This window comes from Streptosporangium sp. OZ121 (assembly GCF_051918885.1).
Taxonomy (GTDB): domain Bacteria; phylum Actinomycetota; class Actinomycetes; order Streptosporangiales; family Streptosporangiaceae; genus Streptosporangium.
In genome coordinates this window covers 41,633-66,630 of the sequence record NZ_JBPXMC010000036.1, presented here as the reverse complement: position 1 = coordinate 66,630, position 24,998 = coordinate 41,633, and the positions used below count along the sequence as shown (strand labels likewise).

21 protein-coding genes and 1 pseudogene are annotated in these 24,998 nt (G+C 71.5%); 13 read left to right on the top strand and 9 right to left on the bottom strand.

The genetic code is table 11. The features are described from left to right. Nucleotides 1-410: 410 nt before the first annotated feature. Both ACTOQ1_RS38045 and ACTOQ1_RS38040 read right to left on the bottom strand, forming a co-directional pair. Nucleotides 411-1,442, bottom strand: a complete 1,032-nt coding sequence (locus ACTOQ1_RS38045; RefSeq protein WP_440072947.1) for a LacI family DNA-binding transcriptional regulator — start codon at nt 1,440-1,442, stop codon at nt 411-413. Between the two features lie 218 nt (nt 1,443-1,660). Then, nucleotides 1,661-2,281 carry an L-threonylcarbamoyladenylate synthase gene (locus ACTOQ1_RS38040; protein WP_440072945.1) on the bottom strand — a complete coding sequence of 207 codons (621 nt, stop codon included), beginning with the start codon at nt 2,279-2,281 and terminating at the stop codon, nt 1,661-1,663. Nucleotides 2,282-2,598: 317 nt separating this feature from the next. On the opposite strand from ACTOQ1_RS38040, the gene ACTOQ1_RS38035 reads away from it, so the two are divergent. Beyond that, nucleotides 2,599-3,081, top strand: a complete 483-nt coding sequence (locus ACTOQ1_RS38035; protein WP_440072944.1) for an N-acetyltransferase family protein — start codon at nt 2,599-2,601, stop codon at nt 3,079-3,081. Nucleotides 3,082-3,648: 567 nt separating this feature from the next. Here ACTOQ1_RS38035 and ACTOQ1_RS38030 read toward each other — a convergent pair. Further along, on the bottom strand, nt 3,649-4,272 hold the full coding sequence (locus tag ACTOQ1_RS38030) for a TetR/AcrR family transcriptional regulator (protein WP_440072943.1): 624 nt from the start codon (nt 4,270-4,272) through the stop codon (nt 3,649-3,651). A gap of 504 nt (nt 4,273-4,776) precedes the next feature. On the opposite strand from ACTOQ1_RS38030, the gene ACTOQ1_RS38025 reads away from it, so the two are divergent. Then, nucleotides 4,777-5,244 carry a nuclear transport factor 2 family protein gene (locus tag ACTOQ1_RS38025; protein ID WP_440072942.1) on the top strand — a complete coding sequence of 156 codons (468 nt, stop codon included), beginning with the start codon at nt 4,777-4,779 and terminating at the stop codon, nt 5,242-5,244. A 460-nt stretch (nt 5,245-5,704) separates the two neighbouring features. On the opposite strand, the gene ACTOQ1_RS38020 is transcribed toward ACTOQ1_RS38025, so the two are convergent. The 3 genes from ACTOQ1_RS38020 to ACTOQ1_RS38010 all read right to left on the bottom strand — a co-directional run bounded on the left by ACTOQ1_RS38020 (nt 5,705) and on the right by ACTOQ1_RS38010 (nt 7,380). Further along, the gene (locus tag ACTOQ1_RS38020) at nt 5,705-6,220 is read right to left on the bottom strand and encodes a hypothetical protein (RefSeq protein WP_440072941.1); all 516 of its coding nucleotides are present in this window, start codon (nt 6,218-6,220) and stop codon (nt 5,705-5,707) included. Beyond that, nucleotides 6,210-6,638, bottom strand: coding sequence for a MarR family winged helix-turn-helix transcriptional regulator (locus ACTOQ1_RS38015; protein WP_440072940.1), 429 nt, complete (start codon nt 6,636-6,638; stop codon nt 6,210-6,212). The genes ACTOQ1_RS38020 and ACTOQ1_RS38015 overlap by 11 nt, the downstream gene beginning before the upstream one ends. A gap of 160 nt (nt 6,639-6,798) precedes the next feature. Beyond that, nucleotides 6,799-7,380 carry a dihydrofolate reductase family protein gene (locus ACTOQ1_RS38010; RefSeq protein WP_440072938.1) on the bottom strand — a complete coding sequence of 194 codons (582 nt, stop codon included), beginning with the start codon at nt 7,378-7,380 and terminating at the stop codon, nt 6,799-6,801. Nucleotides 7,381-7,495: 115 nt separating this feature from the next. Here ACTOQ1_RS38010 and ACTOQ1_RS38005 point away from each other — a divergent pair, with 115 nt between their 5' ends. The 6 genes from ACTOQ1_RS38005 (at nt 7,496) to ACTOQ1_RS37980 (ending at nt 13,908) form a co-directional block, all read left to right on the top strand. Continuing rightward, nucleotides 7,496-7,981: a winged helix-turn-helix transcriptional regulator gene (locus tag ACTOQ1_RS38005; protein ID WP_440072937.1), complete on the top strand. Its 486-nt coding sequence runs from the start codon at nt 7,496-7,498 to the stop codon at nt 7,979-7,981. 222 nt (nt 7,982-8,203) lie between these two features. Further along, complete coding sequence (locus ACTOQ1_RS38000) at nt 8,204-8,440, top strand: hypothetical protein (protein WP_440072936.1); 237 nt, start codon at nt 8,204-8,206, stop codon at nt 8,438-8,440. Next, entirely contained in the window at nt 8,437-8,922 is a 486-nt protein-coding gene (locus ACTOQ1_RS37995; RefSeq protein ID WP_440072935.1) for a Clp protease N-terminal domain-containing protein, read from the top strand. The genes ACTOQ1_RS38000 and ACTOQ1_RS37995 overlap by 4 nt, the downstream gene beginning before the upstream one ends. A 77-nt stretch (nt 8,923-8,999) precedes the next feature. Next, a complete protein-coding gene (locus ACTOQ1_RS37990; RefSeq protein WP_440072934.1) occupies nt 9,000-10,112 on the top strand; it encodes a serine hydrolase domain-containing protein in 1,113 nt (370 codons plus the stop codon). Nucleotides 10,113-10,420: 308 nt separating this feature from the next. Beyond that, entirely contained in the window at nt 10,421-12,154 is a 1,734-nt protein-coding gene (locus tag ACTOQ1_RS37985) for an ABC transporter ATP-binding protein (RefSeq protein WP_440072932.1), read from the top strand. Continuing rightward, nucleotides 12,151-13,908 carry an ABC transporter ATP-binding protein gene (locus ACTOQ1_RS37980; protein WP_440072931.1) on the top strand — a complete coding sequence of 586 codons (1,758 nt, stop codon included), beginning with the start codon at nt 12,151-12,153 and terminating at the stop codon, nt 13,906-13,908. Before ACTOQ1_RS37985 ends, ACTOQ1_RS37980 begins: the two co-directional genes overlap by 4 nt. A 182-nt stretch (nt 13,909-14,090) precedes the next feature. On the opposite strand, the gene ACTOQ1_RS37975 is transcribed toward ACTOQ1_RS37980, so the two are convergent. Further along, complete coding sequence (locus tag ACTOQ1_RS37975) at nt 14,091-16,436, bottom strand: HelD family protein (protein WP_440072929.1); 2,346 nt, start codon at nt 16,434-16,436, stop codon at nt 14,091-14,093. A 345-nt stretch (nt 16,437-16,781) separates the two neighbouring features. Between ACTOQ1_RS37975 and ACTOQ1_RS37970 the strand changes: the two genes are divergently transcribed. The 4 genes from ACTOQ1_RS37970 (at nt 16,782) to ACTOQ1_RS37955 (ending at nt 21,937) form a co-directional block, all read left to right on the top strand. After that, nucleotides 16,782-17,267, top strand: coding sequence for a TipAS antibiotic-recognition domain-containing protein (locus ACTOQ1_RS37970; protein WP_440072927.1), 486 nt, complete (start codon nt 16,782-16,784; stop codon nt 17,265-17,267). A gap of 16 nt (nt 17,268-17,283) precedes the next feature. Continuing rightward, nucleotides 17,284-18,732 carry an argininosuccinate synthase gene (gene argG, locus ACTOQ1_RS37965; RefSeq protein ID WP_440072925.1) on the top strand — a complete coding sequence of 483 codons (1,449 nt, stop codon included), beginning with the start codon at nt 17,284-17,286 and terminating at the stop codon, nt 18,730-18,732. Between the two features lie 510 nt (nt 18,733-19,242). After that, a complete protein-coding gene (locus tag ACTOQ1_RS37960) occupies nt 19,243-21,486 on the top strand; it encodes an RICIN domain-containing protein (protein WP_440072924.1) in 2,244 nt (747 codons plus the stop codon). Between the two features lie 106 nt (nt 21,487-21,592). Beyond that, nucleotides 21,593-21,937 (top strand): hypothetical protein, encoded by a 345-nt coding sequence (locus ACTOQ1_RS37955; protein WP_440072923.1) that lies wholly within the window; start codon nt 21,593-21,595, stop codon nt 21,935-21,937. A gap of 14 nt (nt 21,938-21,951) precedes the next feature. On the opposite strand, the gene ACTOQ1_RS37950 is transcribed toward ACTOQ1_RS37955, so the two are convergent. Next, nucleotides 21,952-23,919, bottom strand: a complete 1,968-nt coding sequence (locus ACTOQ1_RS37950; RefSeq protein ID WP_440072921.1) for a beta-galactosidase — start codon at nt 23,917-23,919, stop codon at nt 21,952-21,954. A 255-nt stretch (nt 23,920-24,174) separates the two neighbouring features. On the opposite strand from ACTOQ1_RS37950, the gene ACTOQ1_RS37945 reads away from it, so the two are divergent. Beyond that, on the top strand, nt 24,175-24,489 hold the full coding sequence (locus ACTOQ1_RS37945) for a PaaX family transcriptional regulator C-terminal domain-containing protein (protein WP_440072919.1): 315 nt from the start codon (nt 24,175-24,177) through the stop codon (nt 24,487-24,489). On the opposite strand, the pseudogene ACTOQ1_RS37940 reads toward ACTOQ1_RS37945, so the two are convergent. Continuing rightward, nucleotides 24,435-24,943, bottom strand: a pseudogene (locus ACTOQ1_RS37940) (rhamnogalacturonan lyase); the annotation flags it as partial. The gene ACTOQ1_RS37945 and the pseudogene ACTOQ1_RS37940 sit on opposite strands and share 55 nt — an antisense overlap. Nucleotides 24,944-24,998: the final 55 nt, after the last annotated feature.

Below are 24,998 nucleotides of genomic sequence, written 5' to 3'. Positions count from 1 at the left end.
AGCGACGACGGGCCTCTCGAAAGAGCAGGTCAGTGGCGCTCTATCGGCCCATCGGCAGCGCGCGGGCCGCCCCCGTCCGGTAATCCGGGTGTTGACAACCATGCTGTGAGCGTTAACACTCTGCGAAACGCGCCGGAAACACGGACGCGGCCCGGCCCTCACCGTCCCATCGGCAATCCGGGGATCCGGTCATCGCTCCAGGGATTACCGGGATTTCGTACAGAAATAAGTTAGCGCTAACACAACCTCGCCCCGCCGACCTTACGGCGCGGCTCGGCGTCCGGCTCGTTCCACACCGCCACGTAGCGGCAGGTGGGGCATCGGCCGGTCCAGGGGTGACCAGCAGGGCCTGAAGCTCTTTGAGGGTCGTATGAGCCTCAGGCCGTCCCGATGTGCGCTCGACGGCCGCGTCAGCTCGGCGCGGCCCCGGTGCTCTCCCGCACGATGAGCTCGGGCTCCACCAGCCGCCGGGGCTGGCTCGGCCTGCCCGCCATCTGGTCGAGCAGCACGTGGAAGGCGTGGCTGCCGACCTCCTCGAAATCCTGCCGGACCGTCGTGAGCGGGGGCCAGAAGTAGGCGGACTCCGGCACGTCGTCGAAGCCCACCACGCTGACGTCCTCGGGAACGCGCCGCCCGGCCTCGCGCAGCGCTCTCAGCACGCCCAGGGCCATCTGGTCGTTGCCCACGAAGATGGCCGTGACCTCGGGGTCCTGTGCCAGGCGGCGGCCGAGCTGGTAGCCGGAGCGCGAGCTCCAGTCCCCGCGCAGCACCTCGGGAACCCGGTGCCCTCCGGCCTCCAGCACCTCGCGCCAGCCCTCGACCCGGCCGTTGGCGTCGATCCAGCTGGCCGGGCCCGCCACGTGCCACACCGTCTCATGGCCGAGGCTGAGCAGGTGCCTGGTCGCCCGTGTCGCTCCCGCCCGCTGGTCGACCATGACGACGGGAACGGAGAGGCCGGCCCCGGCGTCGACCGCGACCACGGGGATATCCGACGACAGGTGGCGCAGGCCGTCGGCCGCCGACTCGTGCGGGGCGACGATGATGACGCCGTCCACCGACTGGGAGCGCAGCTGGCGGAGGCTCTCCTCGATCGAGCGGCGGTCGAGCGTGCTCAGGCTGGCGATGCTCACGGCGTAGTCGTTGAGCCTCGCGGCACGCTCGATGCTGTAGAGGGTCGAGGCCGGACCGTACAGGGTCGTGTCGATGCTGACCACGCCCAGTACCCCCGACCGTCCCGTGGCGAGCTGGCGGGCCGCGGCGTTGGGCCGGTAGTCCAGCTCCTGCACCGCGGCCAGCACGCGCGCCCGGGTTTCGGTGTGCACCCTCTCGGGCGCGTTGAGCGCCCGGGAGACGGTCATCGCCGACACTCCGGCGAGCGCGGCGACGTCCTCCAGCACAGCAGGTCTGGAGCGCGGCGGGCCGTCGTTCGATTTCGCCTTCAAAGCAGCTCACCCCCTATGCGATAACGCTAACAGGAGTTCCGGGCCCGCTCCGCTAAGACGGACACCGTCCGTGCCGGGATCGGGTCACGAGGACGACCTCGCCGGCGGCGGCACCGCGATGTCCGATGCCGCCGTGGCGAGAGGTGGGGGCCGCGTCCATGACGAGCGACTCCGGCGGCGACAGGGTGCCCGGGGGGTGGAGAACGAGCACCGCGCCCCTATTCGAAGAGGGACGGGTCTCCGGTGCCTCGGCGGAGGATCTCGGGCTCACCCTGCGAGAAGTCGACGACCGTCGTCGGGACGGCGCCGCACTCGCCGGAGTCGATGACGGCGTCCACCACGTGGTCGAGCCTCTCCTTGATCTCCCAGCCCTGTGTCAGGGGCTCGGCCTCGTCGGGCAGCAGCAAGGTGCTCGACACCAGTGGTTCGCCGAGTTCGGCCAGCAGCGCCTGCGTGACGACGTGATCGGGGATCCGGACGCCGACCGTCTTCTTCCGGGGATGCAGCAACCGCCGCGGCACCTCCTTGGTCGCGGGCAGGATGAAGGTGTAACCGCCGGGAGTCGCCGCCTTGACCGAGCGGAACAGCGCATTGCTTACATGCACGAACTGGCCGAACTGAGCGAAATCTCTACAGACCAGGGTGAAGTGGTGGTCGCTGCCGAGGTCGCGAATCTCCCTGATCCGGTCGATCCCCTCCTTGTTGCCCAGCCGGCATCCCAGCGCGTAACCGGAGTCCGTCGGGTACGCGATCAGCCCGTCCGCACGCAGAAGCTCGACCACCTGGCCGATCAGCCGGGGCTGGGGACTGTTCGGATGCACATCAAGGTATTTCGCCACACCCCGAGCTTAGAAGCGAATACCACCCCGCGTGACATGTGGCCCTCAAGGCTCGACGGGACACGCGGCCCGCAAGAACGGTCGGCGGGTGCCGTCGAGTGGTCCCCGTCGAGGCGCCCGGCAGCGCACGGCTCCGAGGTGTTCCGGGTGACGCCGCTGTCCGGCGGAACGCTATCGTGGTGTGCCATGGAGTGCTTCGCCGCTTGGCGTACCCGTCACTGAGGGCCTGTTCGCCGCCGGAACCAGGCCGTGAGCGGGCCGACCGATGCCCTTTTCTCGTTCGGGTGTCAAACCCTCAGTCCGAAAGGCGCACTTCCATGCTCATCCGCCCGTTCGTTCAGCACGACCTGGCGCGGCTCACCGCATTGACCATCGAGACGTTCCGGCCGTTCTACGAGGACCACTTCCGCCCCCTGATGGGTGAGGTCGTCTTCGCCAACCAGCACGGCGACTGGCGCGGCGACTATCGCGAGCAGGTCGCCGAACTCCACGACCCGGACCTGCACAGGTACGTCGCGGTCGCCGAGACCGGGGACGTCGTCGTCGGCTACGTGGCCTGGAGCGTCGACCCGGCTCGCCGGAACGGGACCATCACGCATCTCGCCGTCTCGGCCGAGCACCGCCGCAACCGCGCGGGCACCGCGCTGTGCGAGCACGCCTTCGGTGAGATGCGGGCTCTCGGAGCCGAGGTGGTCGAGATCGGCACCGGGGGCGACCCCTTCCACGCGCCCGCCAGAGCTCTCTACGAGAAGCTCGGAGGCATCCCGCTTCCGGTCGCCGTCTACTACCGGAGGCTCTGACCGAACCCCCCTCCGGGACGGCGTCCTCACCGCCTGTCCCGGAGGGGGCGGTCACCTCTTGCGGGCGGTCACCAGGGTGAAGCCGAGGAACTCGCCGCCGTCCGCGACGAGCATGTCGATCACCGGCTGATGCGCGACACGCTTCTCCGGCCGGTGGCCGGTGGCCGGCGCAGGCTCTGGCCCAGAGCAGCCAGTTCTCCCAGCCGCCCTCCTGCAAGCCGGCCTCGGCGAAGACCTCCGCCGCCTCGACCGCGCCGATCCACCAGTCGGTCGCGACGACCTGGACACCGTACTCGCGGGCCAGGAACACCGACGTCGCCCCCTTGCCGGAACCGAGGTCCAGCACCCGCATGCCGGGTCTCAGATCGAGGGGGGCGCCGTGGGCGGTCTCCACGCCCGACCCGCCGGGGCCGCCCGGGTTGATCACCAGGGGTCCGACGCGGGCCGCGGGGTCGGTCGTACGGCACGGCTCACCTTGATCGCGCCAAGGAGACAGCACATGAGGAGCGAAATCGGAAATCTCGATAAGGGCAGACTCTGCCTCGGCCGGTGAGCCGGAGTGGCGGGCTATCCGCCAGGTGGGCGCAGTTGCTTCCAGCCGTTCTCGACCGACAGGCGGCACCTGTCGGGGTCGTCTCCCCTGCTGACGAACAGCGCGGTCAGCAGGGGGACGCCGTGAGCGAGCGTTTCGCGCGGCAGCGGGCCGTTGGCGACCAGGGAGGCCAGCCCGTGGACGACGACCCAGCTCTGGATCGCCAGTTCCAGCGGGTCGGTGTCGGCGCGGAAGCGGCCGGCCCTCCTGCCTCGTTCGACGGCCTGGACCAGATGCTCCAGGGTCGCGTCCGCGGCCTTGAGGTCTTCGAGCTCGAAGTTCGCGTCGAACATGACCCGGTACAGGTCGGGGTGGTCCAGGGCGTTGCGGAGGTAGGCGGCGACCATGGCGGTCAGGTCCCGCACCGGGTCCGTGGACATCGTCACCGTCGTGAACCTGGCCGCCAGGCGGGTGAAGCCCTCCTGGCGCAGGGCCTTCCACATGCCGTCCATGTTTCCGAAATAGGTGTAGACGGCCATCGTCGACACCCCGGTCCCGGCCACCAGTGATCGCAGGGTGATGGGCTCGCGGGTGCGGAGCATGTGCGCGGCCCGCTCGATGAGCAGGGTGCGGACCGCCGGATCCTTCGTCCTCACCATGGCACCAGAATATATAGCATAGCATTGCTATACATTCGGGGCGTTCGCGATCGCCGAGCCGGGCGCGCGGGCGATCGGCCGGCACCCGGCCTGGGACGACGACCTTGTCACGCACCTGCACGAGGAGCTGGCGAGGAACGTCGCGCAGGGCCGGGAGAAGGGCGTCTACGGGCCGGAGGCCACCGCCCCGGCCTCATCGCCGCCGTTGGACCGCGCACTCGGCCTCACCGGCCGCGATCCCGCCTGGACCCGCCGAGAACACCGCGCGGAGTACGCGGAACCGCTCCGACGCCGTCGAAGGCGGCGCGAACGTCGCCACGACCGACCGATTTACCGGAATCCCCGAGCCCCGCCGGGCGCGGCTCCCGGCCGTCTCGCTTGACAGATACTCCGTACGGTGTACGGTATCTCGTACGGTTCGGAGCGTGCCACCGGACGGTGTTCCACGCCGTCCGGTGGCGGGTGAGGACCGGCAGGACGCGTCGTCGACGAAGGAGCGGAGCAGTGTCAGAGGTCCAGGAATCCCCGTTCGGTGGCGGTGCCTTCACACCGACGGACGACGACCGGGAGAGCGTCGAGGCGTGGTTCGCCGAGTACGACGCCCACAGCGCGAAGGTCGACGTCGAGCGCATGGCGGACATGGCGATGTTCCCGCTCAACGTGGTGACCGACGGTCCCGACGGCGACGGCCTGGCCGACCGGTGGACGAGGGAGCGGTTCACGCGCACGATGGCCGAGGTGATGGGAGGCGGGGAGGCGGGCGACCTCACGATGGAGTCGGTCCGCACCCCCCACTTCCTGACCGCGAACCTGGTCGTCGTGGTCACCGACGCGACGATGACGGTCAACGGTGAGGCGTACGGCATGCGTTACGCGGACCTGCTGGTGAAGTCGGGGGGCCGGTGGGTCTTCCAGACCATGGTGCAGGGAGGGTGGGCCGACGCCTGGAAGGAGACCACGCCGAGTGCCTGATCGGTGAGGGGCGGCCGGGTGGCGGGGGTACCGGGTGAGCCACCCCGCCCTCGCCGCCGCGCGGGGTGCGGACGGTCCCGTGCGAGCCGGTCCTGCGCGAGCCGACCGGGGTCACCTTCGGCATCGGGCGTGGCGCGACGGACGTCCATCACGCTGGTCCTTCCGGATGGGGGTTCGAGGAGTGGGCGGGGTGGTGTGCCCTCAGGCCGGTCGCCGTCGCCCGCCGGGCGGGACGGGGCCCGGTCGCGCGGCGTCGGGCCGGGGGCGTTCGCCGCGCCCGCTGGACGCTCCGCGGGGGTCCCGACGGCCGGAAGAACCCATCACCCAGGGCGAGACACCACCTGGGTCAGGTATGCGGGCAGGCTAAGGAAACCCTACCCCGGCTGGGTATGAATGAGGCGGGCGGATCCGGCGGCGAGAAAGGCGTTCGGGAGGTTTCGGGAGGTTTCGGGAGGTGAGGTCAGCCGTGTTCCGCGTGCCGGCCGTGGTCGGTGACCTGGGCTTCGAACCAGGCGTGCAACGCCGTGACCAGCGGCGCGTCGGAGGTGGTGTAGGTGATCCTGGCACCTGCGGGCAGTTCGGCGTAGCGGATGTCGATGCGGTCGTGGCCCTGTTCGAGGTCGCGCAGGCCCGGCATCTCACCGCCGTGGATGGAGGCGGGGTCGCCGTAGTCGCCCCTGCCGAAGCCCGCGGCCTCGGCGGCCAGGTGCTCGCGGATCAGCGTGACCTGCTCGGCGTCGGCGGGGTCGTCGGAGGTGACCGTCTGCACGCCGCCGGTGGCGGACTTGGCGAAGTGGTGCGTGGTGCGCTCCAGGTCGAACGGCATCACCTGCCGGCTCCTGGCCGCGATCTCGGCCTGCCGGGCGGCCAGCGCCCGCTGCTCGTTCAGGCCGGTGAGCACGTACGCCGTCGCCGCGACGACGATGAGCGCGAGCGCCGCGGCGAGCGCCTGAACGCGTCGATCCTCAAGTTTCATCCATGGCCTCCGTGAGAGTGGTCAGGGCGCGCAACACGTCGGCGCGTTCGCCCTCGGGGACACGCTCCAAAACGGCGGAGAACCGCGCGGCTCTGGCCTCGGCCAGCCGGGCCGCGGCCTTCACCCCGTCCGGGGTGAGCCGGACCAGCACGCCGCGCCCGTCGTCGGGCGCCGGGGTGCGCTCGGCCCAGCCGCGGCTGATGAGCTGCGTGACCAGCCGGCTGGTGGTGCTCTTCTCCAGCCGGAGCCGGTGCGCCAGGTCGCTCTGCCGCAACGCGCCGTCCCTGGCCAGCTCGCCCAGCGCGTGGGCCTCCGACACCGGGAGGGGCTGCCCGCAGGGAGTCCGGTCCGGCTGGTGAAGCCCGAAGGCCCGCACGAAGCGGGCCACGGCCTCCTGGAGTTCGCGATCATCCGCCATGGTTCGACCATACAACCAGATAGTTGTATGAAGCAACCAGATGGCCGGCGGGATGGGCGCGCGGACCCGGCCGCGGGCCTGAGGGCATCGGGCACGACGAGCCGAACACCACGCACCGGCACTCTCGCGGCAGCCGGCGTCAGTCGCCCGGCACGCCCCGCTACCGGCCCGCCGCGGCCTTCGCCGTCGCGGCGGGCCGGTAGCGTACGTTCACGATCAACGCGGGGTCGCCGTCGCCGACCAGGTGGAGGGGGATCGGCGCACCGCCGGGGTTGTCGTACAGCCGGATGCCCTCACCCAGCAGGACCGGCGCGATGTGCAGGTCGATCTCGTCGATGAGCCCCCGCTCGAGAAGCTGGCGGCCGATGCTCGGCGAGAGCACCTCGAGGTTCTTGCCGCCGGCCGCCGCGAGCCCGATCCGCACCGCCTCGGCCGGGTCGCAGCTCAGGAACGTGACCCCGTCGGCGGGCTTCGCGTCCTCGGGGTGGTGGGTGAGCACGAAGACCGGCCCTTCCCAGGCGCCGCCGTACACGCCGCTCGCGTCCGGGAACCGGTCCCAGCCGTCCCTGCCTCCCAGCACGGCGCCCGTGGTCTCGACGTACTCGCCGATCAGGCCCGGACGGGACGGGGTCCCGGTCATCCAGTCCATCTCGTGGTCCGGCCCCGCCACGAATCCGTCCAGCGACATCGTGAAGTGCCAGAGCACCTTCCCGCCCGCGGTCTGCGGCTCGGTGTCGATCATTCGTCGCCTCCGTAATCTGCTTGCATTTTGCAATCGGTAGCCTCACGCTAGGCCATACCGGTGGTAAATTGCAATCAGGTCGGAAGCAGCGGAAGTATCGGAAGTGGGGTGCGAGGTGGCGGAGCCGGCGCGTTCGGGGTGCCCGATCAATGCCGCCGTCGAGGCGTTCGGCGACAGCTGGAGCCTGCTCGTGCTGCGGGACATGATGTTCGGCAACCGGCGCTACTTCAGGGAGCTGCTCACCGGCTCGGAGGAGGGGATCGCCTCCAACATCCTGGCCGACCGGTTGAAGCGGCTGGTCAACGCCGGTCTGCTGACCCGCGAGGACGCGGGGCCGGGACGGCGGGCCGCCTACAGCCTGACCGAGGCGTCGATCCGGCTGGTGCCCGTCTTCGCCCAGCTCGGCGAGTGGGGTCTGCGCCACAGGCAGACCACGAAGCGGCTGCGGGTGCGGGCGGAGCTGCTCACGGCCGGCGGGCCGGAGCTGTGGGAGGAGTTCATGGCCGAGCTGCGGACCGTGCACCTCGGCGAGCCGGCTCCGGAACGGGACGGCCCGGGCGTGCTGGAACGCCTCGCCCAGGCCCACACCGACGCGCTCTGACACCCCGTACGGGCTTCCCGGCCCCCCGGTTCTTCCTGTACGGGCGTACGGGCTACGGGCGTACGGGCTACGGGCGGCCTCGGGTGCGCCCGGCATCAGGGCGTCCGGGCACGAGCGCCCGCGCGGCCCCGCTTCCGTCAGGTGAGGATCGGCGTCGCCCGCACTCCCCCTCTAAGCAACTCATGTTGACTAAAATCGGATTAGTCAATTAATATTGCTCACATGCCCGCGAGTGACATCTCCGACCCCCAGGACCCCGCCGACGCGCTGGCGGCCGTGGTGGCGCTGCGGCGCCTGGCCGACCAGCTGGAGGACGCCGCCGTCGAGCGGGCGATGCGCGAGGGCTGGAGCTGGCCGCAGGTCGCCGAGGCGCTCGGTGTGACCCGCCAGGCGGTCCACCGGAAGCACGCCAGGCGGCTCATCGCCGCGGGCGTCACGCTGAGGAGACGTTCACCATGAACACGTTCGACAGATACCTCCACACGGTCCTCACGGAGGGGGCGGTCGAAGCGCAGCGGCACGGATCGGCCACGGTCGAGGCGCACCACCTCCTGCTCGCCGTCGCGGCCCAGGCAGGCACCGCCCCCCAGCGTGTCCTGGCCTCCGTCGGCCTCGACCACCAGGCGGTCCTGGCCGCGCTCGACCGGGAGTTCGAGCACAGCCTGAGCACGGTCGGGGTCTCCCCCGCCTCCTTCGACCTCCCGGCGCCGAGCACCGTGCTCAAGCGCCCGCCCACCATGGGCGCGACGGGCAGGCTCGCCCTCGAGCGAAGCTTCGCCTCGGTCTCCCGCAAGAAGGACCTGCGACCGGCGCACGTGCTGCTCGGGATCCTGCGGGCCGAGGTCGGCACGGTGCCACGCGCGCTGGCCCTGGCCGGCGTCGACCGCGCCGACCTGCTGGGCCGCGTCCACACCGCCGTCGCGAACGGCGAGCTCGGGTAACGACCGCGGCCGCCCCCTTCCGGCGTGCCGTGTCCCCCTTCGACCCCAGGTTCTTCTTCCCTGCCCCAGGAGGCAAGATGTCGATGTTCCATGCCCGCGCGAGCCTGCTCGCCGCCGCCCTGGCGGTGGGAGGGGCCGCCATGATGACCCCCGCCTCCGCGGCCGCCCGCGACCGGGGCCACGCCGGGCTCCGGCGTGCGCTCGACCGGGTCGTGGCCGGCGGTGGCGGCCCCGGCGTCGCCGCCGAGTTCAGGGACGCCCGCTCGGCGCCGTGGTTCGGCACGGCGGGGGTGGCCGACATGACGACCGGCCGCGAGCGCCGGCCGGGTGAGCACTTCCGCATCGGAAGCCTCACCAAGGCGTTCACCGGCACGGTGGTCCTGCAACTGGTGGCCGAGGGAAGGCTGACCCTGGACGACACGGTGGCGAAGTGGCTGCCCGGCGTGGTGGAGGAGCACCTCGGCGCGGACGGCACCGGGATCACCGTCAGGCGGCTGCTCAACCACACCGGCGGGCTCCCCGACGCCATCCCCGGCCGGGAGACCCCACGGCCGGAGGAACCGGGGAAGCGCTTCATCTACTCCAAGGTGAACTACGCTCTCGCGGGAATGATCGTCGAGCTCGCGACGGGCACGACCCTCGCGGAGGAGATCGAGCACCGTCTCGCCCGTCCGCTCCACCTGACGGGAACCTACCTCCCCGGCAGCGAGGAGACGGTCCGCGACCCGCACGCCCGCCACTACTCCAAGCTGGGCGAGAGCGACCCCGACGCGGAGATCCACGACGTGACCGAGATGGACGTGAGCTGGGCCGGGGCCGCCGGCGGCATGATCTCGACGACCTCGGATCTGCACCGGTTCCTGAACGCCCTGCTGGGCGGTCGTCTCCTGCCGCCCGCCCAGCAGGAGGAGATGTTCACCACCGTCTCGACGGAGGGCTCGGGCTGGGTCCCGGACACCCGGTACGGCCTCGGCGTCTACTCCCAGAGGCTCCCGTGCGGGGTCACGCTCTGGGGCGGCGGCGGCTTCATCCAGGGCTCGATGTCGTACGCGATGGGCGACCGCCAGGGCAACCGCGTGCTGGTGAGCAATCTGAACGGCGACTGGAACGACTTCCAGGAGACCTTCACCACGCTCTTCGAGACGACCTTCGGCCCGGCCGTCCCATCACCGGGCGGCGCGGGCGGGTGACCGGGGGACGACGGGCCCGCCGGCGCGCGACGTCCGGTTTGTCGAAATTCATCGGATCCGGCTAGTCTCCCGTTGATTAGGAAAGGCTAACCTACTTCAGGCGAGCTCTCCGCCCAGCCCGTCCAGAGCCGCCCGAAAGAGCCCTCCATGTCCCCCTCATCCGCGCGCTGTCGCCGCCGGCCGGCGACGTCCTGGCGGTGCGGCCTCGCTCCGGCACAACCACCGGTGGGGGTGGTGACCGTGAGCCTGGGCGGAGCCCGTTTCGCGTGGCCGCCGACCGGACGGGCACGCGCACGACAGGGACGGGCATGACCGGAACGCGCACGGCAGAGGCGGGCATGACCGGCGCGAACGTTCTGCGCAGGACCATGAGACGCAACGCCGCGCGCCTGGGCGCGGGCACCCTGCTGCTCAGCCTGCACCAGGTGTGCGAGGCGAGCGTGCCGATCCTCATCGGTGTGATCGTCGATCGCGCGATCGGCCCGGGCGACGGCGGGTCGCTGCTGTGGTGGCTGGCCGCGCTGGCCGCGTTGTTCACCGCGCTGACCCTGGCCTACCGGTACGGCGCGCGGACCCTGATGCGCGCCATCGCCCACGAGGCCCATCTCCTGCGCCTGGAACTCGCCGCGAAGATCATCGACCGGCGCGGCCCGGACACCGGCCTGCGCGCGGGCGAGCTGCTGACGATCTCCTCCAACGACGCCGGCCACACCTCGGAAATCCTGGACCACCTGCCACGCGCGGTCGGGGCGCTGGTCGCGGCGGCGATGTGCGCCGTGACGCTGCTGCTCATCGACCTGCCCCTCGGCGTGGCCGTCCTGGTGGCCACGCCGTTGACGCTGCTGGCGCTGCACGCCGGCACGCCGTACATCACCCGGCACGTCGCCGCCCAGCAGGAGCTGGCCGGTCAGGCCGCGTCGCTCGCGACCGACCTGGTCAGCGGCGTGCGGCCGCTGCGGGGCATCGGCGCCGAGGCGGCGGCCTCCCGGCGGTACAAGCGGGTCAGCCGGCTCTCGCTGGCGGCCGCGCTGCGGGCCGGCCGTACCCAGGCAATCTACGCGGCCGTCTCCGGCGCGGGCGGTGCGCTGCTGGCGTGCGGGGTCGCGGTGCTCGCCGGGTGGTTCGCGTTGCGCGGCCAGATCTCCGCCGGCGAGTTCCTGACGGTGATCGGCCTGGCGCAGTTCCTGATGGAACCCGTGGGCACGCTGACGCTGGTGCCCGGCTGGGTGGCCGAGGCGCGCGCCTCGGCCGACCGGGTGGCGCGCGTGGCCGGCGCGCCGGTGCTGCTGCCCGGCGGACCTCCGTCCGGCGGGTCCGGCGACGCCGGCGCGGCGGGCCCGCCGGGCCCGGTGGACGGGGGGCTTCCCGGGCTGGAGGTCTCCGGGCTGAGCTACGACGCGCTCGCGGGGGTGGACCTGGTGGCCGGGCCCGGCGAGCTCGTCGGGGTGATGGCCCACCGCCCCGCCGACGCCGACGCGCTGGTGCGGGTGCTGTCCGGGCGGGTGAGCCCCGCCGAGTACGGCGGAAGCGTGAGGATCGGCGGCCGGATCCTCGTCGAACCCCACCACACCGACCTGTTCGAGGGCACCCTCGCCACCAACCTGACCGTGGGCGGCGAGCCGGGGAGCCCGGAGGAGCTCGCGGCGGTGCTGGCCGCCTCGGCGGCCGACGACGTGGTCGCCGCCCATCCCGACGGCCTGGAACTCCAGGTGGTGGAGCGGGGCGCGAGCCTGTCGGGCGGCCAGCGCCAGCGGGTGGCCCTGGCCAGGGCGCTGCTGGCCCGCCCGCCGATCCTGGTGCTGCACGATCCGACCACGGCCGTGGACGCGGTCACCGAACAGGGCATCGCCCGTGGCCTGCGCTCCCTGCGCCACCCCGCGGGCGGCGGCACCTTCACCACCCTGGTCGTGACCAGCAGCCCCGCCCTCCTCGCCGCCGCCGACCGGGTGTTCGTGCTGGACGGCGGCAAGGTGGTCGCCGAGGGATCACACGCCGAGCTGGGGGCCACCGACGACGACTACAGGCGGGCGGTGCGGCGATGAGCACGGCGGGGGAAGGGGATCAGCTGCCGGTCGCGAGCGGCGGTGAGACCTGGCGCTGGTTGCGCGCCGAGCTGCGCGAGCGCCGCGGCGCGGTGGCCGGGACGCTGCTCGTGGGCGTGCTCGGCGCGACGGCGTCGGTCGTCCCCGCGTACGTGATGGGCATCCTCGTCGACCGGGTGCGCGAGCAGTCGGGCACCGCGGTGATCGTCGCGGTCGCCGTGGTCATCACGCTGTCGGCCCTCGCCGGCGGTGCCGCCACCGGGCTGACGTCATACCTGGTGGCCAGGCTGGGCGGCCAGATCCTGGCCGTCCTTCGCGAGCGTACGGTCGCCCGCGCCCTCACGCTCCCGCTCACCAGACTGGAACGCGCGGGCAAGGGCGACCTGCTGTCGCGCGTCAGCGCGGACGCCGCCGAGGTCACCAGGGCCGTCTCCGACGTCATCCCCGGCGTGATCGCCTCGGTCCTGCTCGGCACGCTGAGCCTGGCCGCGATGGCCGGCCTCGACTGGCGGCTCGGCCTGGCCGGCGCCGTCTCGGTGCCGCTGTACGCGCTGGCGCTGCGCTGGTATCTCCCCCGGGCCGCCCCTCACTACGCGAGACAGCGCGTCGCGGTCGCGCGCTCGTCGCAACGGCTGGTGGAGAGCATGCAGGGTGTGCGCACGGTGCACGCCTACCGCGTGGAGGAAGGTCACCTGCGCGCCATCGAGACCGCCTCGCGCGACTCGAGGGAGGTGTCGGTGGGGGTGCTGGACCTGTTCACCCGTTTCGTGGGACGGGTCAACAGGGCCGAGTTCTGCGGCCTGACCACCATCCTGGTCGCCGGCTTCCTGCTGGTCCGCGCGGACGCCGTCACCGTCGGCGAGGCCGCCGCCGCGGCGGTGCTGTTCCACCGGCTGTTCAACCCGATCGGCATGTTGCTGTTCGTCTTCGACGAGGTGCAGGCGGCCGGGGCGAGCCTGGCCAGGCTGGTCGGCGTCGCCCACCTGGAGTCCGCTCCCGAGCCCGAGGGGGGAGCGGCCCCGGCCGACGCCTCACTCGACCTGGTCGACGTGCGCTTCAGCTACGACGGCTCCGCCGAGGTCCTGCACGGCGTCACCCTTCGCGTGCCCCCCGGGGCCCGGGTGGCCCTGGTCGGCTCGACGGGCGCGGGCAAGTCGACCCTGGCCGCCGTCGCGGCCGGGTCACTGCGCCCGACCGGCGGCAGCGTGCTGATCGGCGGGGTGTCGCCCTCCTCGCTGGACACGGCGAGGCTGCGCGGACACGTGGCGATCATCACGCAGGAGACCCACGTCTTCGCCGGGCCCCTCGTCGAGGACCTGCGCCTGGCCCGCCCCGGCGCGACGGCCGAGCGGGTCGCCTCGGCGCTGGAGGTGGTCGGGGCGCTGCCATGGGCGCTGGCGTTGCCCGAAGGCCTCGACACCGTGGTCGGGGAGGGCGGTCACGAGCTCTCGCCCGCCCAGGCGCAGCAGCTCGCCCTGGCCCGCCTGGTGCTGGCCGACCCGGCCGTCGCCGTGCTGGACGAGGCCACCGCGGAGGCGGGCAGCATGGGCGCGCGCGTGCTGGAGGACTCGGCCGCCGCGGCGACGCGCGGCAGGACCACCCTGGTCGTGGCGCACCGGCTGACCCAGGCCGTCTCCGCCGATCGTGTCGTCGTCCTGGAACACGGGCGGATCGTCGAGGAGGGGCCCCACGAACGACTGGTCGCCGCCGGGGGCCGCTACGCCCGTCTCTGGGAGGCCTGGGAGTCGCGCTAGGCCCGGGGCCGGGAATCGGCGCCCGTACCGGGCCGTTCACCGTGGCCGCACCCGGGTGGAGCCGAACTCACCGGACCGGGATGACCTGTTCCTGAGGGTCCGGTGGCGATCGGCCGTATCGTCTTCGCGACCGCCAGGAGGACCTTCTCCTCCTCCCGAAGGCGGCTTCGTCACCGTCACCGTTACCGGGCGAGTTTGGCGAGCATGTCGGGTAGTTCCGCTTCGTGCACCACGGCAAGGCGCCTGGTGGCCCGGGTGATCGCCACGTAAAGATCGTGACCCCCCTTGGGTGACTGGGCGAGGATCTCGTCAGGTGCCACGACCACGACGGCGTCGAACTCCAGCCCCTTGGACTGGGTCGCGGTGAGCACCACCATCGGCGTCTCGAGATCGACCTCGGCGAGCCCGGTACGGCGCGCGTCGGGAACGATGACGGCCAACCGCCCTTCGCCGATCGCGGCGAGCTCGGACTCCACCACGTCCGCGAACCCGGGTGACGTCCGGTGGACGGCACGAGGCGGAGTCCCGCCGGTACGGACCGACCGCGGGGGGACCTGGTCAGGAGCCACGGCGCGCAGGACGTCGGCGGCCACGTCCATGATCTCGGCCGGGGTCCGATAATTGATCATCAGTCGCTCCTCGCGCCAGCGGCCCTCGGCATAGGGAGCCAGCACCTCTTCCCAGGTGCGGGCGCCCGCCGCCGACCCCGTCTGGGCGATGTCGCCGACGACGGTCAGCGAGCGGGTCGGGATGCGCCGCATGACCGAACGCCAGGCCATCGCCGACAGCTCCTGGGCCTCGTCGATGATCACGTGACCGTAGACCCACGTCCGGTCGGCGACCGCGCGCTGGGCGGTGGTCAGCGCCGGGCCGCGGTCGTGATGACGGTCGGCCAGGGTGCCGACGTCCAGCAGGTCACCGAGCCTCGCCCCGGCCTCGTCCAGGATCTCGAAGTTCTCGTTGTAGGTCAGCACGTCCTGGGCGTAGGCCCGCTCGTCGCGCCGCTCGGCGGCGTCGGCCCGGTCACGTTCGGGATCGCCGGTCAGGTCGGAGCCGAGCAGCTCGGCGGCCTCGTCGAGCAGCGGCACGTCACCCACCGTCCACGGCGCGTCCGGCGCACGTAGCAGCTCTCCCGCCTCACCGGCGTCCAGCCCCGCCGAGAGCATCGCCTCCCAGTCGGACAGCAGCTCGCCGACCAGTCGCTCCGGGGTGAGGGCCGGCCACAGCTCGTCCACCGCCCGCCGTACCGCCGGCTGCTCCCACAGCACCCGGCAGGCCTCACGCAGCGTCTCCTCCTCCTCGACCCGCATCTCCTCCTCGTCCGGCGGCAGCTCCAGCCACGAGTCGCCGTCGTCGGGCAGTACCACCCCCAGCTCCTCCTCATCCGTCAGCCACTCGTACTGCGCGGCCTCGGCGGTGGCCAGCGCCCGCAGCATGTCGAGTACGAACACGTGCCGGGCCTCGTTGTGCGGGCTGCGCAGCGCGCGGGCGCGGTCGCGGGCGACGACGCAGGTGTCGTGGTCCACGCGGATCGTCGTCCAGTCGACCACGACCTCCTCGCCGCCGCGCACCGACGTCCGAGCGGGGATCTCGACCTCGAGATCCCCTTCGGGAACCCGCTGCCGATCCCGTACGGCTCTCGCCATCACCTCGGCCATCCGCAGGTCACCCTTGATCACGGCCTGAGACGGGCCGTCCTCCGCCGTCGCCACGATGCCCGGATAGAGCCGCCCGAGCGTGGTCATCACCACGTCGCTCTCGCCGAGGGAGGGCAGCACCTGCTCGATGTAGCGGGAGAACAGGTCGTTGGGCCCGATGATCAGAACACCCCTGCGCTCCAGGACGTCCCTGTGCGTATAGAGCAGGTAGGCGGCCCGGTGCAGCGCGGCGACCGTCTTCCCGGTGCCGGGACCGCCCTGGACCACGAGGATCCCGTGCAGGCCCGAGCGGATCACGCGGTCCTGCTCGGTCTGGATGGTGGCCACCACCTCGCTCATCTTGCCGGTCCTCGCCCGGCGCAGCGTCGCCAGGAGCGCCGCCTCCCCGACCAGCGACCGGCGGTCGGCGTCGCTCATCCGATCGAGGTCGAACACCTCGTCGTCGACGCCGACCACGGTCCGGTCGCGAGTGTGCAGGTGGCGGCGCCGTACCAGTGAACCCGGGTTGCCGGGCGTGGCGGTGTAGAACGGGCGGGCGGCAGGCGCCCGCCAGTCGATCAGGACCGGCTCGCCGTCGCCGTCGCGCAACCCGATCCTGCCGATGTAGAGGGTCTCACCGCCGGAGTCGTCGATCCTGCCGAAGCACAGGCCATGCTCCACTCCGTTGAGCCTGGCGAGGCGCCTGGCGTACTCGCCGGAGAACACCTCCCGCTCGACCATGCCCCGAGCGGTGCCGACCCCTGGACTCCGGTGCGCCTCCCTCAGAGAGGTCTCGGCCCGCTCACGCGCCTCGTCGAGGTGGCAGTACAGCATGGTGATGTAGGACTGCTCGGCCTCGATCTGGGGGCTTGACACTTGACGGCTCGACATTTCCTTGGTACGCTCCTCTTAGTTGGGGACGTGTTTTCTTTTTCATGTGAGAGCGCTAAGAAAACGAGTATAGACCGTCCCGTACGCCGATGCGTCGACCTGATGCAGCCCGCCGTGCAGCCACCGGCCTCAGACGGCGGACCACCCCGCCGGGCGCGCCGCCCACCCTGTCGGGCGATGACCGGCGGGATGACGGGGCAGCGCGGCCGTTCGCAGCGTCCCCCGTGGTCACAGGCTCGATCGACACACCCGGACCTCGCCCGTGCGACAACCCGGGGTCGCCGGTGCGGGCCGATATGCGACCGGTTTGACCCTCACGCGACGTCAGTCCGTACGGTCGCCGTCATGAGTGACAGGAAGATCAGGTCCCCGCTCGGCGACGAGGAGAAGCGCGAGGTCTGGGGCGAGTTCGCCGATCGGGAGGACGAGTACCTCACCGAGGTGGAGCAGCGGTGGGGGGACTCCGGCGCGTACGCGCAGTCCGCGAAGCGCGTCGCGGCCTACGGAAAGGAGCAGTGGGAGCGGATCAACCGCGACAACGCGGCGATCGAGGCGCGGATCCGGGAGCTGATGGACGCCGGCGCGGCCCCGTCGAGCGAGGCGGCGATGGACGTGGCCGAGGCGCAGCGGCGGCACATCGCCCGCTGGTTCTACGACATGACGCACGAGTTCCATGTGCGAAAGAGCCACCTGTACGTGGAGGACCCGCGTTTCCGGGCGGGCATCGAGACGAACACCCGGCCGGGCGCGGCGGAGTGGCTGCGGGAGGCGATCGCGGCCAACGCCTCGCGCCATGAACCACCCCCCGCTTTGCATGACCATGCGCCGTAATGCATAATCTTGTTTCATGTCCAAGGTTCTCACCTCCCTGCCCACCGGCGAGCGGGTCGGCATCGCCTTCTCAGGCGGCCTCGACACCTCGGTCGCCGTCGCGTGGATGCGCGACAAGGGTGCCGTTCCGTGCACCTACACCGCCGACATCGGCCAGTACGACGAGCCCGACATCGCCTCGGTGCCCGGCCGCGCGCTGACGTACGGTGCCGAGATCGCGCGACTGGTCGACTGCCGCGCGGCGCTGGTCGAGGAGGGCCTGGCCGCGCTCACCTGCGGCGCGTTCCACATCCGCTCGGCAGGGCGCCCCTACTTCAACACCACGCCGCTCGGCCGTGCCGTCACGGGGACCCTGCTGGTCCGGACGATGATCGAGGACGACGTGCAGATCTGGGGCGACGGCTCGACGTTCAAGGGCAACGACATCGAACGGTTCTACCGCTACGGCCTGCTCGCCAATCCCCATCTGCGCATCTACAAGCCCTGGCTGGACGCGGACTTCGTGTCCGAGCTCGGCGGACGCAAGGAGATGTCGGAGTGGCTGCTCGCCCACGGCCTGCCCTACCGCGACAGCACCGAGAAGGCCTACTCGACCGACGCCAACATCTGGGGCGCCACCCACGAGGCCAAGACCCTGGAGCACCTCGACACCGGCATCGAGACCGTGGACCCGATCATGGGCGTGCGGTTCTGGGATCCCGAGGTCGAGATCGCCGCCGAGATCGTGACCGTCGGCTTCGAGCAGGGCCGCCCGGTGACGATCAACGGCAAGGAGTTCGCCACCCCGGTCGACCTGGTGATGGAGGCGAACACGATCGGCGGACGGCACGGCATGGGCATGTCGGACCAGATCGAGAACCGGGTGATCGAGGCCAAGAGCCGCGGCATCTACGAGGCGCCCGGGATGGCGTTGCTGCACGCGGCGTACGAACGGCTGGTCAACGCGATCCACAACGAGGACACCCTGGCGAGCTACCACAACGAGGGACGGCGGCTCGGCCGACTGATGTACGAGGGCCGCTGGCTCGACCCGCAGGCGCTGATGCTGCGCGAGTCGCTGCAGCGCTGGGTGGGCACGGCGATCACCGGCGAGGTGACGCTGCGGCTGCGGCGCGGTGAGGACTACTCGATCCTGGACACCTCGGGCCCGGCCTTCAGCTACCACCCGGACAAGCTGTCGATGGAGCGCACCGAGGACTCGGCGTTCGGCCCGGTGGACCGGATCGGCCAGCTCACCATGCGCAACCTCGACATCGCCGACTCGCGCGCCAAGCTCGAGCAGTACGCCGGCCTCGGCATGGTCGGCACCACCCACCCCGCGCTCATCGGCGCCGCCCAGGCGGCCTCGACCGGGCTGATCGGCGCGATGCCGCAGGGCGGCGCCGAGGCCATCGCCTCCCGCGGCGAGGTCTCCGGTGACGACGAGATGCTCGACCGCGCCGCGATGGAGTTCGGCACCGACTGACCGGCGAGACCTCCCTCGGCCGGCGCGCCGGACCGCGCCGGTGCCACCGCGAGGGCGGGGAGGACCAGGAGAGGACCGGAGAAAGACCACCCGGCGTGCCGGCCACGGTCGCGGCGCTGAAACTTTCAGAACCCCGAGGTCTGCGGACGGGCCGCGGGGCCGGCGCCGCGGGCGGCGCCGGGACGCCGGGAAGACGCAGGTCGTGCGCGGCCGGCCTCCGGGAGAGACGGCCGGGAAAGCCGCGCGGGACGCCGGCCCCGCGCTCCGGACCCTCCGGGGATCCCGTACGCCGCTTGACCGCCCCGAGGTCGCTGCCGACACTTGGCACACATTTGCCTTCATGCCTGTGAAGAGCCCGACACCCAGCGGAAATGTTAACGCTAACAGCAGCCGTCGCGCGTTCGTAGAGCCATCGTCCGTAACGAGAGGCACCCCCCTGTGAACAGACTCGCAAGCCCTCCCCCGCGAGGCGTCCGCCGTCGTGCCGGCGCCGTTCTCGCGGCAGCCGTCTTGGTACTGCTCGCGGTGTGCCAGTCGCTCGTGGCCGCCGGACCGGCCGCCGCCGCGACGATCGACACCAACGCCTGGTACGTCCTGGTGAACCGGCACAGCGGCAAGGCCGTCGACGTCCTCAATCTCGCCACCAACGACGGCGCCCCCATCGCCCAGTGGTCCCGCAACGACGGCGCCTGGCAGCAGTGGCAGTTCGTCGACTCCGGCGGCGGTTACTACCGGCTGCGCTCACGCCACAGCGGCAAGGTCCTCGACATCTACAACCACTCCACCGCCGACGGCGCCCAGGTCGTCCAGTACACCGACCTCAACGGCGGCAACCAGCAGTTCCGTGTCGTCGACACCGACGGCGGCCACATCAAGCTGATCAACCGCACCAGCGGCAAGGCCCTGGAGGTGTGGGAGCGGTCCACCGCCGACGGCGCCCGCGTGTCGCAGTACACCGACCTCAACGGTGCCAACCAGCAGTGGCAGCTCGTGAAGCTCGGCGGCACCGACCCGGTCCCCGGCGACGCCAAGCAGATGGAGGACCTGGACCGCGGCCTGATCAGCGTGCGCTCCGGCAGCGGCAACCTGGTGTCCTGGCGCCTGCTGGGCACCGAGTCCCGCGACACCACGTTCAACGTCTACCGGGGCGGCACCCTGGTCGCCGGCGTCACGAACTCCACCAACTACCTGGACTCCGGCGCCGCGGCCGACGCCTCGTACACGGTGCGCGCCGTGGTCGGCGGCACGGAGCAGGCCGACTCGGGGACCGCGTTGCGCTTCGGCAACGGCTACCTGGACGTGCCGATCAGCCCGCCCAGCGGCAACCACACCGCCAGCGACGCGAGCACGGGCGACCTGGACGGGGACGGCAGGCTTGACCTGGTGCTGAAGTGGGAGCCCAACGACGCCAAGGACAACTCCCAGTCCGGGGTCACCAGCCCGGTCTACATCGACGGGATCAGGCTCGACGGCACCCGGCTGTGGCGGATCAACCTGGGTCGCAACATCCGCGCCGGCGCCCACTACACCCAGTTCCAGGTGTACGACTACGACGGCGACGGCCGGGCCGAGGTGGCGATGAAGACCGCCGACGGCACGGTCGACGGCCGCGGCACCACCATCGGCAACGCGAGCGCCAACCACGTCAACTCCTCCGGCTACATCCTGGCCGGGCCGGAGTACCTGACGATGTTCAACGGCCAGACCGGCGCCGCGATGTCGACCGTCGGCTACGAGCCGCCGCGCGGCACCGTCTCCTCCTGGGGTGACAACTACGGCAACCGGGTGGACCGGTTCCTGGCGGGCACCGCCTACCTGGACGGACAGCGGCCGAGCCTGATCATGGCGCGCGGCTACTACACGCGGGCGGTCATCGTCGCCTGGGACTTCCGCAACGGCTCGCTGACCCGCCGCTGGACGTTCGACTCCAACTCCTCGGGCAACAGCGGCTACGCCGGCCAGGGCAACCACCAGCTGTCCATCGCCGACGTGGACGCCGACGGCAGACAGGAGATCATCTACGGCGCGGCCACGATCGACGACAACGGCGCCGGCATGTACCGCACCGGCTTCGGGCACGGCGACGCGTTGCACGTCGGCGACCTGATCCCGGGCCGGTCGGGCCTGGAGGTGTTCACCATCCACGAGGCGGGCAACCAGCCCGCGGCCGACGTGCACGACGCCCGCACCGGGCAGGTCGTCTGGCAGCGGCCGAACAACGGCGGCGCGGAGGGACCCGGCCGCGGCGTGGCCGCCGACATCTACGCCGGCAGCCCGGGAGCGGAGTTCTGGGGCGCGGGGACCAACATGGGCAACCTGTACAACTCCTCCGGGGCCTCGGTCGGCCGCAACCCCTCCTCGGCCAACTTCCTGGCCTGGTGGGACGGCGACCCGGTCCGCGAGCTGCTGGACCAGACCCGGATCGACAAGTACGGCACCGGCGGTGAGACCCGGCTGCTGACCGCCTCCGGGGTGCACTCCAACAACGGCACCAAGGCCACCCCGTCCCTGTCGGGCGACATCCTCGGCGACTGGCGCGAGGAGGTCATCTGGCCCACCACCGACAACCGGGCCCTGCGGATCTACTCCACGCCGGCCGCGACCAGCACCAAGATCCACACTCTGCTGCACGACCCGCAGTACCGGGTGGCCCTGGCCTGGCAGAACACCGCCTACAACCAGCCGCCCCACCCGGGCTTCTTCATCGGCGACGGCATGGCCACCCCGCCGCAGCCGAAGGTCTACCTGCCCTGATCCCTCGCGCACGGTCCCCGGCACCCCCCGGTGCCGGGGACCGGCGCGCGGGCCGAGGGCCCTCCCCCGCCGCCCTCACCGGTCCTCAAGGATCACTTCGGGTCCTTTGTCGGTCTACCACTACGTCGCCGGCAAGGACGACGTTCTCGACGGCATCGTCGAGCTCGTCTTCGGCGAGATCGAGTCAGGGCTCACCGTGATCCTCGACGCCCTCGCCACGTCGACTCCCGCGACCCCTTCGTACCCGGCCGGAGAAGTGGACGGCGCGGGAGCGGACACGGCGCGAGCGGCGCTCGACCTCGACCGAGGCGTCGAACTCGGCGGGCTCGTCACGCGATGCAGGGAAGCCGCTCCGGCCGCACCCGTCCCAGCAGCGGTGTGCGGCGGCCGACGACGATCCGGGACGTGGCCTCGCCCGCGGCCACGGCGTCCGGGAGGCGGGTGGCCGTAGTGGGGGCACCGCGGTCATGAGGCCGCCCGCCCGAAGACACGCCAGCCGTAGGCGCCGATGGTGTCACCGGCTTCGCTGGCCGCCTCCGGCCGGCGGCCGAAGGACGAAGGCGGCGTGAAGGGCTGTCCTGAGTGGTTGATGACGAACAGGCGCCCGTCGCGCACGACGGCCTCGACGTGCTGCGGCAGCCGGTCCACAGGCGGGCGAACGCCGGCGCCGGCGAAGATCCGCGCGGTGACCGCGCGCATGCCGTCCTCATCGGGAATGGTGGCCAGGTAGTAGGCCGTTCCCGAACCGTTCGTCCGCGAGGTGAAGGCGGGGTGCCCCTGGAGCCTGCCGTCGCGGAAGTGGCCGATGACCGTCGCGTCGATCAGGTCGAGCTCCTCCGCGAACAGGCGGCCGGTCATCGAGGCGTCTCCGAGGGACACGGTCACCGTGGTGCGATCGTGCGCGTCGAGGGGGAGGGCGCCGAAATCCCTCACCCTGAGGCCGAGCGTGGCTCCCAGCCGGGTGGTGAAGCCCCCGGCGGCGAACCTGTCGTGCTCGTCGACCACGTCGCTGAACGCCGACAGCAGCAGCGTCCCGCCGCCGGCGACATAGGCCGCGACGTTGGCCGCCGACGCGTCGGTCAGCAGGTAGAGCTGTGGTGCGATGACGACGGCGTACTTCGACAGGTCGTCGTCCGGATGCCGGATGTCGGCGGTGACGTGCTGCCGATGGATCGCCGCGTGCCACTGCCGCACGACCGCGAGGTAGTCGAAGCGCACCGGATGGTCGGAGTTCTCCACCGCCCACCGGTTCTGCCAGTCGTAGATCAGCGCCACGGGCGCGTCGACCTCCGCCGAGAGCCGAGGGAGCCCGGCCAGGTTCCGCCCGAGCTCGACGATCTCCCTCCAGGTGCGGGTGCCGGTTCCCGCGTGCGGCACCATCGCCGAGTGGAACTTCTCCGAGCCTGATCGGGACTGGCGCCACTGGAAGAACATCACCCCGTCGGCGCCTCGCGCGACGGCCTGCACGCTGAGCGCCGCCATCTGCCCCGGCGCCTTCGGCGAGTTGCTCGCACGCCAGTTGACCGCGTCCGGGGCCTGCTCCATGAGGACCCACGGAACTCCCGGTTTGAGGGATCGCATGAGATCCCGGTCGAAGGCGGCCTCCCGGAACGACTCGGCGTCCGCCGGATCGGGATAGCTGTCATCGGCGACCAGGTCCAGATCCGCCGCCCACGAGCGGTAGTCGATCGGCTCGAACGCGCCGATGAAGTTCGTGGTGACGGGCTGAGCGCCACCCGCCGCGCGGATGATCGACTTTTCCATGCGATAGAGGTCGAGCAGCGCGTCGGAGGTGAAGCGCTTGAAGTCCAGGAGGCCGGAGGGGTTGACGCTGGAGGGCGTGAGCCGAGGCGGGACGACCTCCTCGAAATCGCCGTAGCGCTGCGACCAGAAGGCCGTGCCCCAGGCGTCGTTCAAAGCCTCGATGTCGCCGTACCGCCCGCGCAGCCAGGCGCGGAACGCGACCGCGGCGTTGTCGGAGTAGTCGGCGTGCACATGGCAGCCGTACTCGTTGTTGACGTGCCACATCACCACCGCGGGATGGCAGGCGTAGCGTTCCGCGATCGCTCCGGCGAGTTCGGCCGCCAGGCGCCGGTACACCGGCGACGTGGGAGCGTACGCCTGCCGGCTACCGTGCCAGTAGGTGGCCCCCGAGGCGTCCTTCGGCAGGATCTCGGGGTAGGCCCGGCTCGCCCACGGTGGCGGGGAGGCGGTGGCCGTGGCGAGATTCACCCCGATTCCGCCCGCGTGCAGCTTGTCGAGGATCCGGTCGAGCCAGCCGAAGTCGAACTCGCCCTCGGCGCGCTGGATGCGCGCCCACGCGAACACCCCCAGGCTGACCAGATTCACGCCCGCCGCCCGCATCAGCCGGATGTCGTCGTCCCATACCGATTCGGGCCATTGTTCTGGGTTGTAGTCGCCGCCGTAGTACACCTGAGGTGCTCTCCTGCCGGTGGTTCGTGTCGAAGCCGAGCGCGCCCCGGAGCGCGAACGCGCTCGGTGCCGCCGATCCGCGACTGGACGGGACGAGCCCCGCCGCCGACGTTCACCGAGGGGCACGCGGGGATCGGCGGCGAGCCGTGTGACGCGGTCCTCGGCCGCGGAGCCGACGCCGCCGAGTACAACGGTGGCCGTCGTCGCCGGGCCGCCGGGCGGCACATGCTCGTCACCGGAAATTAAAACGTTTCCATGGAATGGGTTCAAGCCCCTCACACAGAAGAGCCGTGGCGCGGGAGGGTCGCCGCGGCGGTACGGGCTCGAACGGAGATGACGAACGTCTACCGCCGCTTCCCGGTGCTCGACCCGATGCTTCCCGCCGTCCTCATGACGCCCGGCTGGCCACGCAGACGTGCCCGGGATCTGTTTGTCCAGGTCCACGACGGGCTCCTCCAGCCCGCGCAGAAGCCGGGGCGTCCCGCTTTCGGACGCCCCGGCTTCTCAGCGGCGGATCACCGGATCCTGGGCACGGGGACCTTGGCCCAGTCGAGGTCGGTGGCCAGGTAGAAGCCGGGATAGGCGGGCTGGTTGTAGCCCGTCTGCTGCCTGGCCACCTCGACCCGGTACTGCGGGTCGCGCATGAGGGTGTAGAGCTTGCGGTTCGTCACCTCGGTGCTGATGTGGAGGCGGGCGGCGGTGCTGTCGGTGGTGCGCACCACCAGTTCCTCGCGCCAGTCGCCGAGGATGTCGGCGACCAGGCCCGGATTGCCCTTGGTCCCGTTGTTGGCAAGGGTGCCGGTGGCGGTCAGCAGCGTGCCGCGCTTGAAGTCGCCGACGTGCACGGCGTCGCCGTGGCCGAGCCCGACGTTCTGGCCGGGCGCGCCGCTGTTCGGCGGGGCCACGTCGAAGGAGGAGTACAGCAGGCTGCCGTCGTCGTCGATGGTGGCCGCGCCGTACACACGACCTCCCGCCTGCCGTCGGCGTCGACGTCGGCGACGCTCATGTCGTCGGCCGCGTAGGTGTACGTCTCGCCCACCGGGGTCACGCCGTCGGCGGGCTTGCGGAGCGGCACGTCA

Excerpts from the sequence above, each read along its gene's own strand:
- ACTOQ1_RS37945 (WP_440072919.1), top strand. The coding sequence starts at position 24,175 with ATGGAATGGGTTCAAGCCCCTCACACAGAAGAGCCGTGGCGCGGGAGG.
- ACTOQ1_RS38035 (WP_440072944.1), top strand. The coding sequence starts at position 2,599 with ATGCTCATCCGCCCGTTCGTTCAGCACGACCTGGCGCGGCTCACCGCA.
- ACTOQ1_RS37995 (WP_440072935.1), top strand. The coding sequence starts at position 8,437 with ATGAACACGTTCGACAGATACCTCCACACGGTCCTCACGGAGGGGGCG.
- ACTOQ1_RS37980 (WP_440072931.1), top strand. The coding sequence starts at position 12,151 with ATGAGCACGGCGGGGGAAGGGGATCAGCTGCCGGTCGCGAGCGGCGGT.
- ACTOQ1_RS37985 (WP_440072932.1), top strand. The coding sequence starts at position 10,421 with ATGACCGGAACGCGCACGGCAGAGGCGGGCATGACCGGCGCGAACGTT.
- ACTOQ1_RS38015 (WP_440072940.1), bottom strand. The coding sequence starts at position 6,638 with ATGGCGGATGATCGCGAACTCCAGGAGGCCGTGGCCCGCTTCGTGCGG.
- ACTOQ1_RS38000 (WP_440072936.1), top strand. The coding sequence starts at position 8,204 with ATGCCCGCGAGTGACATCTCCGACCCCCAGGACCCCGCCGACGCGCTG.
- ACTOQ1_RS37975 (WP_440072929.1), bottom strand. The coding sequence starts at position 16,436 with ATGTCGAGCCGTCAAGTGTCAAGCCCCCAGATCGAGGCCGAGCAGTCC.
- ACTOQ1_RS37970 (WP_440072927.1), top strand. The coding sequence starts at position 16,782 with ATGAGTGACAGGAAGATCAGGTCCCCGCTCGGCGACGAGGAGAAGCGC.
- ACTOQ1_RS38020 (WP_440072941.1), bottom strand. The coding sequence starts at position 6,220 with ATGAAACTTGAGGATCGACGCGTTCAGGCGCTCGCCGCGGCGCTCGCG.
- ACTOQ1_RS38030 (WP_440072943.1), bottom strand. The coding sequence starts at position 4,272 with ATGGTGAGGACGAAGGATCCGGCGGTCCGCACCCTGCTCATCGAGCGG.
- ACTOQ1_RS37990 (WP_440072934.1), top strand. The coding sequence starts at position 9,000 with ATGTCGATGTTCCATGCCCGCGCGAGCCTGCTCGCCGCCGCCCTGGCG.
- ACTOQ1_RS38010 (WP_440072938.1), bottom strand. The coding sequence starts at position 7,380 with ATGATCGACACCGAGCCGCAGACCGCGGGCGGGAAGGTGCTCTGGCAC.
- argG (WP_440072925.1), top strand. The coding sequence starts at position 17,284 with ATGTCCAAGGTTCTCACCTCCCTGCCCACCGGCGAGCGGGTCGGCATC.